The organism is Paraglaciecola sp. 2405UD69-4, from assembly GCF_047525415.1.
GTDB lineage: Bacteria > Pseudomonadota > Gammaproteobacteria > Enterobacterales > Alteromonadaceae > Paraglaciecola.
The window spans coordinates 1259126-1274731 of the sequence record NZ_JBLIXM010000001.1 but is presented as its reverse complement, the minus strand read 5'-3'; the positions used below and the strand labels follow the sequence as shown (position 1 = coordinate 1274731).

16 protein-coding genes are annotated in these 15606 nt (G+C 39.4%); 2 read left to right on the top strand and 14 right to left on the bottom strand.

Annotated features, from left to right (window positions below):
* The first annotated feature begins 10 nt into the window (after window positions 1–10).
* Window positions 11–1723 carry a GNAT family N-acyltransferase gene (locus ACMUMK_RS05650; protein WP_414700143.1) on the top strand — a complete coding sequence of 571 codons (1713 nt, stop codon included), beginning with the start codon at window positions 11–13 and terminating at the stop codon, window positions 1721–1723.
* 52 nt (window positions 1724–1775) lie between these two features.
* Here ACMUMK_RS05650 and ACMUMK_RS05645 read toward each other — a convergent pair whose 3' ends face one another.
* From ACMUMK_RS05645 to ACMUMK_RS05585, 13 genes are all read right to left on the bottom strand, one after another.
* Window positions 1776–2270, bottom strand: a complete 495-nt coding sequence (locus ACMUMK_RS05645) for a hypothetical protein (protein WP_414700142.1) — start codon at window positions 2268–2270, stop codon at window positions 1776–1778.
* 378 nt (window positions 2271–2648) lie between these two features.
* Window positions 2649–3104: a hypothetical protein gene (locus tag ACMUMK_RS05640; protein ID WP_414700141.1), complete on the bottom strand. Its 456-nt coding sequence runs from the start codon at window positions 3102–3104 to the stop codon at window positions 2649–2651.
* A 226-nt stretch (window positions 3105–3330) separates the two neighbouring features.
* Window positions 3331–3621: a YebG family protein gene (locus tag ACMUMK_RS05635; protein ID WP_414700140.1), complete on the bottom strand. Its 291-nt coding sequence runs from the start codon at window positions 3619–3621 to the stop codon at window positions 3331–3333.
* 136 nt (window positions 3622–3757) lie between these two features.
* Window positions 3758–4096, bottom strand: a complete 339-nt coding sequence (gene fdx, locus ACMUMK_RS05630; protein WP_133470597.1) for an ISC system 2Fe-2S type ferredoxin — start codon at window positions 4094–4096, stop codon at window positions 3758–3760.
* Window positions 4097–4126: 30 nt separating this feature from the next.
* Window positions 4127–5989 (bottom strand): Fe-S protein assembly chaperone HscA, encoded by a 1863-nt coding sequence (gene hscA, locus ACMUMK_RS05625; RefSeq protein ID WP_414700139.1) that lies wholly within the window; start codon window positions 5987–5989, stop codon window positions 4127–4129.
* 27 nt (window positions 5990–6016) lie between these two features.
* Complete coding sequence (gene hscB / locus ACMUMK_RS05620; protein WP_414700138.1) at window positions 6017–6544, bottom strand: co-chaperone HscB; 528 nt, start codon at window positions 6542–6544, stop codon at window positions 6017–6019.
* A 44-nt stretch (window positions 6545–6588) separates the two neighbouring features.
* Window positions 6589–6912 (bottom strand): iron-sulfur cluster assembly protein IscA, encoded by a 324-nt coding sequence (iscA, locus tag ACMUMK_RS05615; RefSeq protein ID WP_133470594.1) that lies wholly within the window; start codon window positions 6910–6912, stop codon window positions 6589–6591.
* A 32-nt stretch (window positions 6913–6944) separates the two neighbouring features.
* The gene (gene iscU, locus ACMUMK_RS05610; RefSeq protein ID WP_133470593.1) at window positions 6945–7325 is read right to left on the bottom strand and encodes a Fe-S cluster assembly scaffold IscU; all 381 of its coding nucleotides are present in this window, start codon (window positions 7323–7325) and stop codon (window positions 6945–6947) included.
* Window positions 7326–7395: 70 nt separating this feature from the next.
* Window positions 7396–8619, bottom strand: coding sequence for an IscS subfamily cysteine desulfurase (locus tag ACMUMK_RS05605; RefSeq protein WP_414700137.1), 1224 nt, complete (start codon window positions 8617–8619; stop codon window positions 7396–7398).
* Between the two features lie 12 nt (window positions 8620–8631).
* Window positions 8632–9120, bottom strand: a complete 489-nt coding sequence (iscR, locus tag ACMUMK_RS05600) for a Fe-S cluster assembly transcriptional regulator IscR (protein WP_414700330.1) — start codon at window positions 9118–9120, stop codon at window positions 8632–8634.
* A 107-nt stretch (window positions 9121–9227) separates the two neighbouring features.
* Window positions 9228–10037: a serine O-acetyltransferase gene (gene cysE, locus ACMUMK_RS05595; protein ID WP_414700136.1), complete on the bottom strand. Its 810-nt coding sequence runs from the start codon at window positions 10035–10037 to the stop codon at window positions 9228–9230.
* A 2-nt stretch (window positions 10038–10039) separates the two neighbouring features.
* Window positions 10040–10777 carry a tRNA (cytosine(32)/uridine(32)-2'-O)-methyltransferase TrmJ gene (trmJ, locus tag ACMUMK_RS05590; RefSeq protein WP_414700135.1) on the bottom strand — a complete coding sequence of 246 codons (738 nt, stop codon included), beginning with the start codon at window positions 10775–10777 and terminating at the stop codon, window positions 10040–10042.
* A 339-nt stretch (window positions 10778–11116) separates the two neighbouring features.
* Window positions 11117–11623: an AAA family ATPase gene (locus ACMUMK_RS05585; RefSeq protein ID WP_414700134.1), complete on the bottom strand. Its 507-nt coding sequence runs from the start codon at window positions 11621–11623 to the stop codon at window positions 11117–11119.
* A gap of 200 nt (window positions 11624–11823) precedes the next feature.
* On the opposite strand from ACMUMK_RS05585, the gene suhB reads away from it, so the two are divergent.
* The gene (suhB, locus tag ACMUMK_RS05580; protein WP_414700133.1) at window positions 11824–12597 is read left to right on the top strand and encodes an inositol-1-monophosphatase; all 774 of its coding nucleotides are present in this window, start codon (window positions 11824–11826) and stop codon (window positions 12595–12597) included.
* A 44-nt stretch (window positions 12598–12641) separates the two neighbouring features.
* Here suhB and ACMUMK_RS05575 read toward each other — a convergent pair whose 3' ends face one another.
* Complete coding sequence (locus ACMUMK_RS05575) at window positions 12642–15539, bottom strand: insulinase family protein (protein WP_414700132.1); 2898 nt, start codon at window positions 15537–15539, stop codon at window positions 12642–12644.
* Window positions 15540–15606 lie beyond the last annotated feature (67 nt).

Genomic DNA, 15606 nt, shown 5'->3' with positions numbered 1-15606 from the left:
CAAGTGTTCTATGTTTTCAGTATCTGATGTTCTTGAGAAGCATTACCCTCAGGTAGCCAATAAACCCTTATTATCTAAAACCTTACGATTTATACTAAGGCGTTTACTCCACGAGCGTGAAATCCAAGAGTTTGGTCAAACCTACCCTCACTATCAAGGGTTAGACTTTGTAGAGCAAGTGCTGGAATACTTCAACATAAGCTACTCAACCAGAGACGTTGAAAAAGAGCGTATTCCACACCAAGGAAAACTTGTCATTATTGCCAACCACCCTATTGGCTCGTTGGACGCATTAGCACTAATCAAACTAGTAAGTGAAATCAGGCAAGATATAAAAGTTGTGGCCAATCAAATGCTAATGGCACTTGAGCCACTACACCCTATGTTATTACCTGTAAATAATATGAGTGGCGGCACAGCTAAAGAGCATATTCAAAACATCCAAGCACACCTGCAAACTGAAGGCGTTGTGATTGTATTTCCCGCCGGAGAGGTATCACGATTGCGCCCCCAAGGAATTCGCGATACGCGTTGGAGAAGCGGCTTTTTACGCATTGCCAAACAGGCAAAATCCCCCATTTTGCCTGTATTTATCGATGCTAAAAACTCCCATCTATTTTATGGTTTGTCTATGATTTACAAGCCCTTAGCAACTATCTTGTTAGTCAAAGAAATGTTCAAACATAAGCGCCATCACCTGCCAATGAGAATTGGTGAGTTGATACCCTTTGAGTCATATGACAACAATAAGATCACTCGCGCTCAACATGTATCTTTGTTTAAAAAGCACTTATACAAAATAGGGCATGGTAAAAAAGCTATATTTAAGACTCAAAAATCCATAGCGCCAGCAGAAAACAGAGCGGAGTTGTATCTTAGTCTCAAACAAAATTGTCAACGATTAGGCGTGACTAAAGATGGTAAAGTTATGTTTCTCTACCAGCACAAAGGAAGCTCTCCCATAATGCGGGAGATTGGTAGGTTGCGAGAAGTGTCTTTTAGAGCTGTGGGCGAAGGAACAGATAAACGCCGTGATATTGACCCCTACGACACCCACTATTACCACTTAATATTATGGGATCAAGAAGATTTAGAAATTGCCGGAGCATACCGCTTTGGGCCAGCAAAAAGTATCATTGAAAAACAAGGTGTTGAGGGTTTGTATTCTGCTAGTCTGTTCGATTATGGCCCAGAGATGGATACATACTTCGAACAAGGATTGGAACTAGGAAGAAGCTTTGTACAGCCTAAATACTGGGGTAAACGCAGCTTAGACTACTTATGGTTTGGTCTAGGTGCATTTATTCAACATCATCCAGAGTACCGTTATTTATTTGGAGCGGTAAGTGTAAGTGACCACTACCCTAAAGCCGCCAAAGACTTATTAGTACAGTTTTACAGTTTATATTTTGGGAGCAAATCGAAAATAGCCCAAGCTAAAATACCCTATTTGCTTCCGCGAGATTATCAACATAATTTTAGTGGTGAGGACTACAAAACAGATTTCACCCTACTTAAACACACCCTTGCCAATATGGGAATGGCCGTTCCAACCTTATATAAACAATATACTGAAACCTATCAAGACGGTGGAGTTCACTTCATTGACTTTAACATAGACCCTGACTTTAACCATTGCATAGATGGATTAGTATTAGCAGATTTAAACACGCTAAAACCTAAGAAGCGAGCACGGTATATGCCAGATCAAACCTGTGAGTAACCTAGCAAAAATTTAACAATGGGTTGGGCCAGTCAAGTGCAACCAAGTAAAGCTAATGAACAGAACTTAATGCTTCAAACGACGGAGTGTATGACCTAACAACACCTGTATCAGGGTATGAAATGTAAATCACATCTCCCTGTTCAATGGTTTTCAAAATAAAGTCCTCATAAGCGGTAACTGCCGAGCCTGCTCCATCTTCAATATCGAAAGAAACAGGCTCAGAATATACTGGAGTTTCTCCGATTCTCGCCCCGTCAGGTATAATATTTTCGAAGACTAAAACGTGACCGGGGGATTTAGTCACAACGGCAAAATATTTTCTAGTTTGGTCTCCAGGTCTAATGCCAATAAAAGATCCATGCACTAATGATTGTGGTATACCTGAAGTCCAACTAAATACTTGCTGTTCAAATTCATTGTTATCAAATTGCCCAATAACAGTAAGGCTATGCTTGCCATCAACTTCACCATCACTCATTAAAACTGCCAAATAATGTGGTGACTCGCTCTCAGTGCCAGAGGAAAACACATCTAGTATTCTCATACTCCTATCACTAGCTCCTAGTATTGGAATGACGCTGAGTTCTCCATAATGTCTATCTTCGTTGGTATCACCATACAAAACAAGAGAGTTAGACTGATGAGACTAAATTGACTGTATATGATTGTTACGGGAACTGTAACAAACTTCCTAAATTCGTTAAAGCGGGTGCTTTAAAGCAAGATAAACGCAAATTGAAAACTTCATATCAAACTAGCCCATTAAAATTTGAGAAAGCTCTGGATTACCCAAAATAATGCTAATTCAGTCAATTTAAAAAATTAAAGTCTTAACCGTTTTGATTTTGAGTTAGTGTGAATAAAAAAGCCAAGGCTATAGAGTTAAGCACCCTCCAATAGTTGGCTTTTAAACTTAAATATCTTATTTGAATATAACTTCTCTTAAAGCATATTCTCCAGTCAAAGTCCGTACCTCTGGGTATTTAGCTGATAGCTCCTTAGATTGTTCGTTATTTTCTTTGCCCCAAGCGTCCATAAAAGCCATATATTTCTTTTTTGATGGTTCCAAATCAGCTGAGTTTTCAAACGTTGTAATTAGGATTAAATTAAAGTCACCACTTAACGGAAAATCACTTCCAAGCACTTTCCAGTCTTTGATAAACCCTAATTTTTTTTGCAGCTTTACAGCTTTCACCCAACTTTGGGCTAAACCAGCCAAGTAAACCTCCTCCATATTAGGATCAACTTTCACTGTAGTCATTAACGTTATTTCAGTGCCTAAATCGAAATCTTTATAAATTTCTAACCTATCTTTAGCAAAAGCAGACGTTGAAAAAAGGCAAACAAGATATAGTAATTTTGATAGATGTAACTTCATGTATTTCACTCTCCATTTAGTTTTATTCCCCAATTTTGAAATACTGCATTGAGGTATAAAAGTATAGTTGAATAAAAAAAATACACCCTTTTAAATAGAAGAATTAAGGTTAGAGCTAAGGAATAAAAAGAAAAACCGCTTGTTTAGAGGGAAGACATAGCATATTCACCATGTACACAGTTACTTAGAGGGTACGCTTGCCACTTTACTCGAAAAAGAAAGCCATCTAGGCTTTCTTTTTATCAATATCAACGACTTCAGCTTTCTCTTCAGCTAACAAACTTTCTGCTGTAGTACCTTTTAATAATTTAGTTAGCGAGTCTTTATTTTTAGACAGCATAATAGAAAGCTCTTCTAGAACAGAAGCATCAAGGCTAAAACCTTTACCTTCAATGTATTCGCTCAAGTTATCAGCTACGTCTAGCATTTTGTCATATTGATCAGCTGCTTTTTTATCTGCACTCACAAACTTTTCCACCCCTTTGTGTTCAACTACATATCGCGTAATAACGGCCATAACTTTTCTCTCTATTTAAATCAGTGAAATAACAATAGCACAACAACTGTATAAAAAAACAGTTTAAATTTAAAATTTGCATATAAAAAAACCAGCTAATCGCTGGTTTTTGTTTAACTCAATCTTTAAGGCAATATTAATGCCCTTCACTCACTTGGTTAACCGTATATTTAGGGATCTCTACTACTAAGTCCTCATCCTTGATTATTGCTTGGCACCCCAACCGAGATTCAGGCTCTAATCCCCAAGCCTTATCAAGCATATCTTCTTCTAGCTCATCGCCTTCTTCTAAAGAGTCGAATCCCTCTCTAATAACTACATGGCAAGTTGTACAAGCACATACCTTTTCGCAAGCATGTTCAATTCCAATACCATTTTTTAAAGCTAAATCAAGCACAGAGGTACCTTTTTCGCCCTCTAATACTGCTCCATCTGGGCACAACTCTTCGTGTGGTAAAAAGATTACTTGTGGCATAAATGATTTCCTAACATTCTGTAAATTAATTTAAATTTGATCGACTGATTGCCCTGAAAAGGCATTTTTAATTGATTGATCCATTCTGCGCTCTGCAAAAACTTGGCTCAACTTATCTACTTGCTCAATGCCAGCCTTAATTGCTTCTTTATCTGTACCTTGAGCCAATGTTTGCAGCTCTACTAAACCTTGTTCAATAATTTGCCTTTCTTCACTATTTAGTAAGGTGGCACCGTCAGCATGTAATGCAGCAGTTAAGGTCTCGTGAACCCTAGCGGCTTCTACTTGCTGCTCTTTTAACATTCTAGCTTGCATATCATCTTGGGCGTGTTCCATAGATGCTTTAAGCATATCTGCTATTTCGTTATCTCCTAAACCGTATGAAGGTTTAACTTGAATATCAGCTTTAACTCCACTGGATTTCTCCATAGCTGTTACGTTTAGCAAGCCATCAGCATCAACTTGAAAAGTCACGCGAATATGTGCTGCGCCAGCGGCCATTGGAGGAATACCTTTTAATGTAAACTTAGCCAATGACCTACAATCACTAACTAGTTCTCTTTCCCCTTGGACCACATGAATCATCATAGCCGTTTGCCCATCTTTAAACGTGGTAAATTCTTGGGCTTTTGCAACAGGGATAGTGGTATTTCGACCAATAACTTTTTCAGTTAAGCCCCCCATGGTTTCTATTCCCAAAGACAAAGGCAAGACATCTAATAACAGCATATCGCTGTCAGGCTTATTACCCACTAAAATATCCGCTTGTATTGCAGCGCCCACGGCTACAACTTTATCTGGGTCTATAGATGTTAAAGGAGTGCGCTCAAAAAACGCCCCAACTTTTTGGCAAACTGCAGGAACACGCGTCGAGCCACCTACCATCACAACTTCTAATACTTGTTCTTTTTCAAGCTGAGCATCTTTCAAGGCACGGCGACAAGCCCTTAACGTATTCTTAATTAAAGGTTCGATTAAGGCTTCAAATTGTTCAAGGTTTACCTGTACCAGGTGGGATTTAGCTACATCATCGGTAAATTCTACATTTACAGTAGACTCTTGGCTTAGTGTTTCTTTCGCCTGCTTTGCTTTATCTAACAAAGTTCGATGTAGCTCTTTTGACAACTCACCTGTTAAGTCAGCTTGTTCACGGATAAACTCAACTAATACTGCATCAAAGTCATCACCACCTAAAGCCGAATCACCACCAGTCGCAAGTACTTCAAATACACCTTTGCTAAGCCTTAGAATAGATATATCAAAGGTACCACCACCTAAATCATATACTGCAATCACACCTTCTTGCCGAGAGTCCAAACCATAAGCAATAGCCGCTGCAGTAGGTTCGTTCAATAACCTTAAAACATTTAAACCAGCTAAGGTGGCAGCATCTTTAGTACCTTGGCGTTGGGCATCATCAAAATATGCGGGAACAGTTACCACAACCCCTTGAAGTTCATCGCCTAAGGTTTGCTCTGCACGTTGCTTGAGAACAGCCAATATTTCAGAAGAAACTTGTACAGGGTTTACATTACCAGACGCTACTACAATGTTTGGAGATTCTGCATCGGTAAATTGATAAGGTAAGTGGGGATAGGCTTTTTGGATATCAGCTACCGAGCGACCTAAAAAGCGTTTAACAGACACTATGGTATTGGAAGGATCAGCACTTGCCTGGGATTTAGCTTCTAGCCCAACAGTAACACCTTGTTGTAAATATCTAACAACAGATGGTAGTAAATGATTACCTTGTGCATCTGGTAAAGTGAGAGCTTCGCCACTTCTAACAGAGGCAACAAGAGAGTTAGTCGTACCTAAATCAATACCAACTGCCAATTTACGTTGATGGGGGGCGGTACTTTGACCAGGTTCAGATATTTGCAATAATGCCATGATTAGGTTCTTTTGAGTTTAATGAATTTAGAAGTCGTTTAAGGCTTCTTCTTTGAGCTCTATTTCAGCTAACATTTTGTATAAAAATTTAAGCTTACGGATCACATCAGCTGCATCTGTAGCAGCCTCTTCTAGCTCACTAGCTAACAAACCTTGAAGTTTATTTATATCTAGTTTTATATTTTGTTTGATTTCGTCTTCTAGCGCTTCTAAAGCATCTAACGGATCACTTGAATCATCTAACTCAGCCAATGCTTCTCGCCATTCCATTTGCTGCATCAAAAATGCCGTGTCTTTAATAGTTTGCTGCTCATGTTGCAGCTCAATGCCTTTTAAAGAAAGAATGTATTCAGCTCGTGATAAAGGAGCCTTTAGTACAGTGTAAGCATCATTGACTTGAGCATTTTTTTGAATAGCGATAAGTTTATCTTGCTCACCACTACTAGCAAACTTATCGGGATGAGTAAGACGCTGTAATTTTTGGTAGGTTTGAGATAATGCAGACAGATCTACATCAAAAGAAATGGGAAAATTAAATAGTTCAAAATAGTTCATTTGATTCAAATAGGCTTAATGTTTTTGATTGCGAGAGTATCAAACTAAACGTTAAAGCTTTCGCCGCAACCACACTCACCGTTTGCATTTGGATTAGTAAACTCAAACCCTTCATTTAATCCATCTTTAGCAAAATCTAAATGGGTCCCATCCAGATATACTAAGCTTTTACCATCTACAATTATTTTGACACCATTATCTTCAAAAAGTTGATCATCTGAATTCAAATCATCAACAAATTCAAGAACATAAGCTAAACCAGAACAGCCAGTTGTCTTGACACCAAGACGCAACCCTAACCCTTTCCCTCTATTTTCAAGAAATGTTTTAGCACGTTGTGCTGCGCTATCGGATACGGTAATTGCCACTGGCTACTCCTATTACTTAAAAATTATATAACTTAGTTTTGGCGACTTTTATAGTCTTCAACTGCTGCTTTAATTGCGTCTTCAGCAAGAATTGAGCAGTGAATTTTCACTGGAGGTAATGCTAGTTCCTCTGCGATATCAGTATTTTTAATTTCTACTGCTTCATCGATAGACTTACCCTTAACCCACTCAGTTACTAATGAGCTAGAGGCAATAGCTGAACCGCAGCCATAAGTCTTAAACTTTGCGTCTTCAATAATACCGTTATCATCAATCTTTAATTGTAATTTCATTACATCACCACAAGCAGGAGCACCTACCATACCAGTGGCAATTTTAGGGTCGTTTTTATCAAAACCACCCACGTTACGAGGGTTTTCGTAGTGATCAATTACTTTTTCGCTGTAAGCCATTCTCTTATACCTCAGTTTATGTGTTGCCGTGCTTCAGCCCAACAACACATTAATTTTAAAATGCGTTAACTTAGTGGTGAGCCCACTCAACAGAATCTAAATCAATACCTTCTTTGTACATATCCCACAGTGGAGACATTTCACGTAGCTTATCGATAGCGTTACGGATAACGCCAATAACATAGTCAATTTCTGCTTCGGTAGTAAAACGTCCCATTGTAAAACGAATGGAGCTATGTGCTAACTCATCGTTTAAACCAAGTGCACGTAATACATATGATGGCTCGAGGCTTGCTGATGTACATGCAGAGCCAGAGGATACAGCCATATCTTTAAGGGCCATAATCAGTGACTCACCTTCAACGTAAGCAAAGCTCACATTAAGATTGCCTGCGATGCGACTGTCCATATCACCGTTTAAGTAAACGGCTTCCATATCTTTAATGCCGTTCCATAACTTATTACGTAACATTAATAAACGCTCGTTTTCGGCGCCCATTTCTTCTTTAGCGATTCTAAATGCTTCACCCATACCTACAATCTGGTGAGTTGCCATAGTACCTGAACGCATACCACGCTCATGACCACCGCCGTGCATTTGAGCTTCTAAACGAATACGAGGCTTACGGCGCACATACAAAGCACCAATGCCTTTTGGACCATAAGTTTTATGAGCAGAGAAGGACATCAAATCAACTTTCATTGTTTGTAAATCGATTGGCACCTTACCTGTGCTTTGTGCTGCATCTACATGAAACAAGACCTTACGCTCACGGCATAATTCACCGATTGCAGTGATATCTTGAATCACACCAATTTCATTATTAACATGCATCACGCTTACTAAAATTGTATCTGGACGAATAGCAGCAACCAGCTTGTCTAAATCAAGTAAACCATTTGGCTCTGGGTCTAAATAGGTCACTTCGAAACCTTCACGCTCTAACTGACGCATGGTATCTAAAACAGCTTTGTGCTCAGTTTTTACGGTAATGAGATGCTTGCCTTTTTTACCATAAAAATTTGCTGCACCTTTAATTCCAAGGTTATTTGACTCTGTCGCACCTGAAGTAAAGACTATCTCTCTAGGATCTGCATTTACCAAATCTGCAATTTGATTACGTCCAATATCCACTGCTTCTTCAGCTACCCAACCAAATTTGTGAGAACGAGAAGCTGGGTTACCAAATACACCTTCAGTAGTTAAACACTCTGCCATTTTTGCGGCAACACGAGGGTCCACAGGTGTAGTTGAAGAATAATCCAAGTAGATTGGAAGCTTTAATTCGCTCATTTTTTACTCCGCTTAAAGCTGCAAACTGATTGTAATATCATTTGACGCTATATTATTAAGATGTTTATTTTTGTCTTGGCGCTGTGCAATCTGTTTTACTTCATGCTGTTCCATTAATTCGCCTAGAGTAATGCCATTTAAAAACACGCTGATTCTGTCGCTTAAACCTTCCCATAAATTATGGGTTAAACAACGTTCACCACCTTGGCACCCTCCTTGACCCTGGCACTTAGTAGCATCTACGGATTCATTTACCGCACTGATCACTTCACCAATAGATATATCACTAGCTTTACGTCCTAGCCTATATCCACCGCCTGGGCCTCTTACACTTTCTACAAGTTCTTCTCTTCGAAGGCGAGAAAAAAGCTGTTCTAAATATGATAATGAAATTTCCTGGCGCTCTGATATTTCAGCCAGAGACACTGGACCTCGTTGAGAATGTAAAGATACATCCAGCATTGCGGTTACCGCATAACGCCCTTTAGAAGTCAATTTCATACTATTAAACCCAGCAACTAAGATGCTGCTGATTTTCACATACCCTACTATTTTAGTCAAGTATTTAACCTAGTAAATCACTCAAGTATTAAGGTGACCTTCTTAGACTAGATTTGTGGGTCGAAAGCATCGCATGCTTTCTTTATATCCTTTGCCATTTCATCATCTGAAAAACTATCAATTTCTAGACTAGGTAGAGATTTTCCACACACATCTCCTCCCATCCTGTTGATGGCTTTGCACATTTCTTCTACTTTTGTATCAATAAGATGAACGTGGTCCACCATCACTCCTATTGCCTGAGCAACAGGATCTGGATTATCAGTGGCGACAGCATACGCATCAAACCCATACTTTTGGGCGATTTTCTCTCTTTCACCTTGATTAGGTGGAGTGGGCTTTTTCTGAGACACCACCACTCTTCCTGGTATACCAATTACGGTGGCGTTTTCTGGTACGTCACGTACCACTACCGAATTAGAACCAACCTTTGCTCCCTTGTGCATAGTAATTGGGCCTAATACTTTTGCACCCGCGCCTACAACTACGTTATCTTCTAAAGTAGGATGGCGTTTTCCGGCATTCCAGCTAGTGCCCCCTAAAGTAACCCCGTGATACAAAGTTACATCATTACCAATCTCTGCAGTTTCTCCAATAACCACACCCATACCATGATCAATAAAAAAGCGGCGACCTAAAGTGGCACCAGGGTGAATTTCAATACCAGTTAACCAACGAGAAAACGTCGATATAGAACGCGCTAGCCACTTCCAATTTGCTTTCCAAAGTCTATGGCCTAACCGATGTAACCATATAGCATGCAAACCAGGATAGTTTGTCAGGACTTCAAAGGTTGTTCGAGCTGCAGGGTCACGATGAAAAACACTCTGCACATCTTCTTTCATTCTGTTAAACATAGTTATTCTTTGTTTGAAGTGGTTTTACCAATAGATGCTAATATTCCTCGTAAAATATTTAGCTCTTGTGACTCTGGACGGGCCCGATTAAACATTCTGCGTAGTTTGGTCATAACCATACCGGGATGTTTAGCTATGATGAAATTCGTTTTAATAAGGGTTTGTTCCAAATGACTATAAAAACCTTCTAACTCTTCAGATAAAGGGTAATCATTATTCTCTGGATGATTTTCTGGGTGCTGGCTTCTGGTTAAGTTTAAATAAGCCATTCGTACTTCATAGCATAAAGTTTGCACTGCGGCAGCTAAGTTCAACGAGCTGTAATCTGGGTTTGCAGGAATACAAACATGAAAGTGACAAAGTTGTAGCTCCTCGTTACTTAACCCGTTATTTTCACGCCCGAATACTAGTGCGACTGGGTATTTAGGCACCTCGGCTATAAGCTTCTCACCACAACCTCTTGGTTCTAACATGGGCCAAGATAAAGTCCGAGAACGGGCACTAGTTCCAACCACTAGACCACAATCAGCCACAGCTTCAGCCAAAGTCGCGACTGTTTTCGCGTTCGCTAACACATCCCCAGCCCCTGCAGCTAATGCACTTGACTTCCCGTCTGGTGGAGATACTGGGTCAACTAAAACTAAATTACTTAGCCCCATAGTTTTCATCGCCCTTGCCGCTGAGCCTATATTTCCGGTGTGAGAAGTGTTAACTAACACAACACGAATATTTTCTAACATGACGGCTGACTCCGGGGGCTATAGGGAAATTCTGGGCGCGGATGATAGCATAAATGTTTGAAGTTATTCACCCACTGTTACTATAGTTAATTAAACAAATCTCGAGTTTTCACCAAATAATGCTGCATTTACAAAGACCATGCTTTAATTCTTCGTGTAATGGAGCTTTTTTACTTGGCTCTTTGCTCCTTGAGTAACTTCCATGCTGCGCACTACACGCTTAGTAAAAGACTGCCGAACCTTAATAAAATAGGAAATATAGACCTTTAACATTCAAACTAAGAAGCATCATCCATAGCCATTTTTACAATTACTCTATTGATATCAATAAAAGTACTCTCACCCCCATATTATGGTTTTTGCAGTAACTATCGTTACATTGAATCCCTCATTAAGCTCAGGCTCTTGGAAGTATTTGGTCATTATTTCAAACATTTCTTTTGTATCTGTTGCGGCTCTCTCTGGATGTTTAATACGTCGCTTTTCTATTTGTTGAAGACAAATTTGATCTGGTATTTTTAGATATAGGAGTTCATGGGGAGCTCCTATTTCATGAAAAATACTTTTTAACCATACTCTTTGAGTAACAGTGTTTGCCGGATAGTCCAAAACAAGGTTAGTGCCTGTTAGTAATATGTCTTGAGCTAACTTTTTCATTTGTGGTTTGATTAAGTTGGACCGCCTAATATAGTCCTCAACCACTTGAATCTCGTTTGGAAAGAGGGCACTAAGCCATGCATCTTCACTTATGAGTACAGCATTATCCCTTTTTGCTATTACTTCGGACATAGTGGACTTTCCAGCCCCCATTTTCCCCGTAAACAATGTTAGCTTTCCTGTAGCCACAAATTACCTCATTTTATTTAGCCTAAATTTTACATTGAAGATATGACATTTAACTACAATAAAACGAAAAGTCACGATAAATACTCATTGCGTAATTTACTTGTTCTGGTACACTGCGCGGCGATTTTTTGTGCAGCTGTTTAGTTGTTTTTTCTCCTACAGCTGTCTATTTACTGTTCTTTTAAAATTGGTGGTTAACTATGCATCCTATGCTGAATATAGCGATCCGTGCTGCGCGGACGGCGGGCAACATTATTGTTAAAGGGTTTGAAAATCAAACGGACCTAATGACAGAAGCAAAAGGCGATAACGATTATGTTACGCGTATCGACAAAGAAGCCGAACAAGCAATTATTCATAAAATTAAGCAATCTTACCCTGAGCACAGCTTTGTTGGTGAAGAAGGTGGTGTAGTTGAAGGTGACAACGATTTTAAATGGATTATAGATCCTTTAGACGGCACTACCAATTTTATCAAAGGCATACCTCACTTTGCCGTATCTATCGCACTTATGCACAAAGGCCGTATAGACCAAGCTGTAGTATTTGACCCAATACGTGGTGAACTATTCACTGCCAGTAAAGGTACTGGTGCGCAATTAAATGGTTTTCGAATTAGAGCCAGTAAAGCAAAAGAATTGAGCCAAACGATTCTAGCAACGGCATTCCCATTTAAAGCAAAAGAAACACTCTCTGAGTACCAAGAAGGGTTTAACAAGATTTTTATGCAAGCAGGTGACATTCGTCGTTCTGGCTCTGCAGCATTAGACTTAGCCTATGTGGCATCTGGTCGCTACGACGGTTATTGGGAGCGTGGAATCAAACCTTGGGATATTGCAGCGGGTGAATTATTGGTACGTGAATCAGGGGGATTAGTCACTGATTTTTCTGGAGGCAATGATCCTATGCATAAAGGTGACATTGTGGCCGGAAGCCCCAAGATAGTTCAAACTATTGTGAAACATTTAAAATAAAATACTAGGCGGGTTATCACCCGCCTTTTTTATTGGAAGATTAGTTAACGACTTAAACTTTGATGAAAGTCATCAATATCCATTACCTTTTGAGCCCCTTTTAACTCTATAAACCCTTTATCAATAAAATTACTGCCACGCATTTGTACCAGCAACCTACCAAATTCGTTGCCTGTTTGAAGCCTGTTATAAATCTTAATAACGTCATCAAGGGTGACTTTTTCAAGTTCATTTATTAACTCTTGCTTGCTGCCAAACGTCCAGTTTTCATACTCCCAATCTTCGATAAATTCTCCCATTTCTTGAGACAAGTTTTTAGCGGGTTGTTTCAGAGTAATTAAGATACTGTTTTTTGTAGTATTAAAGGTTTCAGTACTCACACTTTTTAGCTTCTCTTCGAAGCTACTGCGGAACAGTGCAATTCGCTCATTTACCTCATCAAGACCTTTTGCTGGGGATTGAATGTAAAATCCTAATAGCATTTGATCTCGCCATGTCTCTCCAAAGAAACCTACGGCATAGGCTAGCTGCTCTTCGGTCCTAATTTGTTGAAATAAGCTTGGGCGTATTAGCTGCGATAAAACTCGTGCGGCAGCTAAATCAGCATTATTAAGAGGGGTAAGATATGCATCAATCAAACCGATATCTGTCATCTCAACGTCTTCCTCCCAGCTATAAATACTGCCTTGAGAAGGGTGTAGCGTGGGAGTTTGATAAATTGGCGATATATCACGATTATCGGGCAAATTAGCTAATACGATTTCAGCTAACGAAGTAACATCTTCTTTAGTGTAATTTCCAAAAGCAAAAACTCTTAAATTAGCCCGCTGCAATATTTGGTTTTTGAATACCTTGAGATCTGCCGGTGAAATATCGTTAACTTCAGTCAGTAATGCCCTATCGCTAAATCCATCTAAATTCACAATTTCACTGAACTTTGGAAATAATTGATTAAGTAATATTTGCTTTTTACTACTTTCTATATCTGATTGAAAACTGGCCTTAATATTTTCTAAATCCTCTGAGCTGATATCAAAAGCGAGTAATTGCTCTAAAGTTTTAGAGAGTAAAGCGCCCTGCTTATCTGTAAAGCCACTTAAAGTCACTGATAAGCCATTGTGTAAACTAGTACTCAGCCCCATCCCCGCAGCACCCGCTTCTGACTGCAACTCAATTAATTTCTGCCCTAGCGCTCGGCTAAATAAACTCGCAAGTACATGACTCTTAGCGCTTGCCTTGGTATACCCAGTATTCAAGTCTAGAGTGACCCGCCCCTTAGGTTGCTTAAATAACGCTGAATGTCCTAAATGAATATTGTAACCATCTTCAGCAACCAGATGTTGTGGATGCTCTGTATAAATACCATTAACCAAGTCAAAATTATCAGGCATGAGAGAGTTCAGCCTTGGTAGCGTTAAGTCGAATAAGGTTTCATTTGCTTTCCAGGCTTCTACTTGATCAGCGCTTATATCATTAACACTATATTCACCCGCAAAGTATTCCATTTGAGTGTTTACAGGCTGTTCCTTATCAATATAAAAAACTCTAGCGTTTTCCAGTGTTAATTGATCAAGCACTTTTTGAATGGCGTCGGCATTGAAAACTTGATATTCATAATCGCTGCTTAGTACATACTCGGTTGGTATGTGTTGTAAATTAGCAGCAATTTGCATGGCATAGTTATAATCAGCGGTTTTTTCTTTAAATCGAAAATCATTACTTAATGACTTTTTAATTTCATTGAAATATAAAGGGTTGACTCCACTCTCGCGCAGTAGCCTTAAATACTTAAGTACTGCCCCCATGACTTTGTCTCTATTCAGTACACCTGTCTCTGTTAAGTCCACATATAAGGTAAAGCTACCTCCGTTACCGTATTTATTAGCGTCATAAGTTGAATAAACAGCCTCACTCAATCCTGCCTCGCGCAGTTCTGATGCTAAAGTTCCTGGCATTTCATTGGCAAGTAGATAATTTACATAACCATTAGGTTTAACAGCAAACTGGCTCGCATTATTTTCAATAACAAAATGAAGACTCAGCTGTTTCATATCCGCTTGGGGGACATAATGAACTATTTTCTTGCCATGTTTTGCAGTGGCAACGGGGACAGAAATACTTGGCCTGGGTGTATTTTTATTTGGAATATTAGAAAAATAGCGTTGTGCCAATACTTTCATTTGTTCAATTGGCAAATGACTAATCATGGCGCTTTTCATTAAATTTGCTGAATAATAGGTCTGGTATAACTCAACTAAGGCATCTTGGAGCTTGATATTATTGCGGTCTGTTAGAGAGTCTAAATTCCCCCAGTTAAAATGAGATACTGGATGCTCTGGGTTAAGTGTTTTACCCTCAAGTTGTTCCAAAATCACCCAATCATTTGGGCTTTTCATGGTCCACTCTGAATGCACAGCGTTTCGCTCTTTATCGGCATATTTTTCATCTAACAATGCTTCATAAAAAAAGCCGCTAAATCGTGACAGCGCTTCTTCATAGGCGTCATTATTTACCGCCACCATAAAGTTTGTGTGATCTAGCTCAGTATATGCATTCTGAGTGCCTCCATTTAAGGTGACAAACTCGTTATACCCACCAACTTCAGGGTAGCTTTTAGTCCCCATAAATAACATATGTTCAAGGTAATGTGCTAAGCCACCCAAGCCTTTTGGCTCTTGATACGACCCTACAGCAACACTTAAAGCCACTGCAGATTTCTCAATAACGGGGTCTGAAACCAGTAAAATTTGTAAGCCATTATCTAAAACAATAGAGGCATATTCTCTGTTGTCATTTTGACTTTTGACAATACTTGTTTGTCTGTCTGGCTCAGTAGCAACCTGTTGCTTAGGTTTTTCATAAAGGGAGCTGCAAGCAGACATTATCAAGAAAAGGCCCAAAACCATCGCTGAGCCCAAGCTGTACTTCTGGGGTAACATCATGAATTTCCTAAAAAAGATCATAGACAAGTCTACGACAAAATATACCTTATTAGTGAAGAAGAAACGC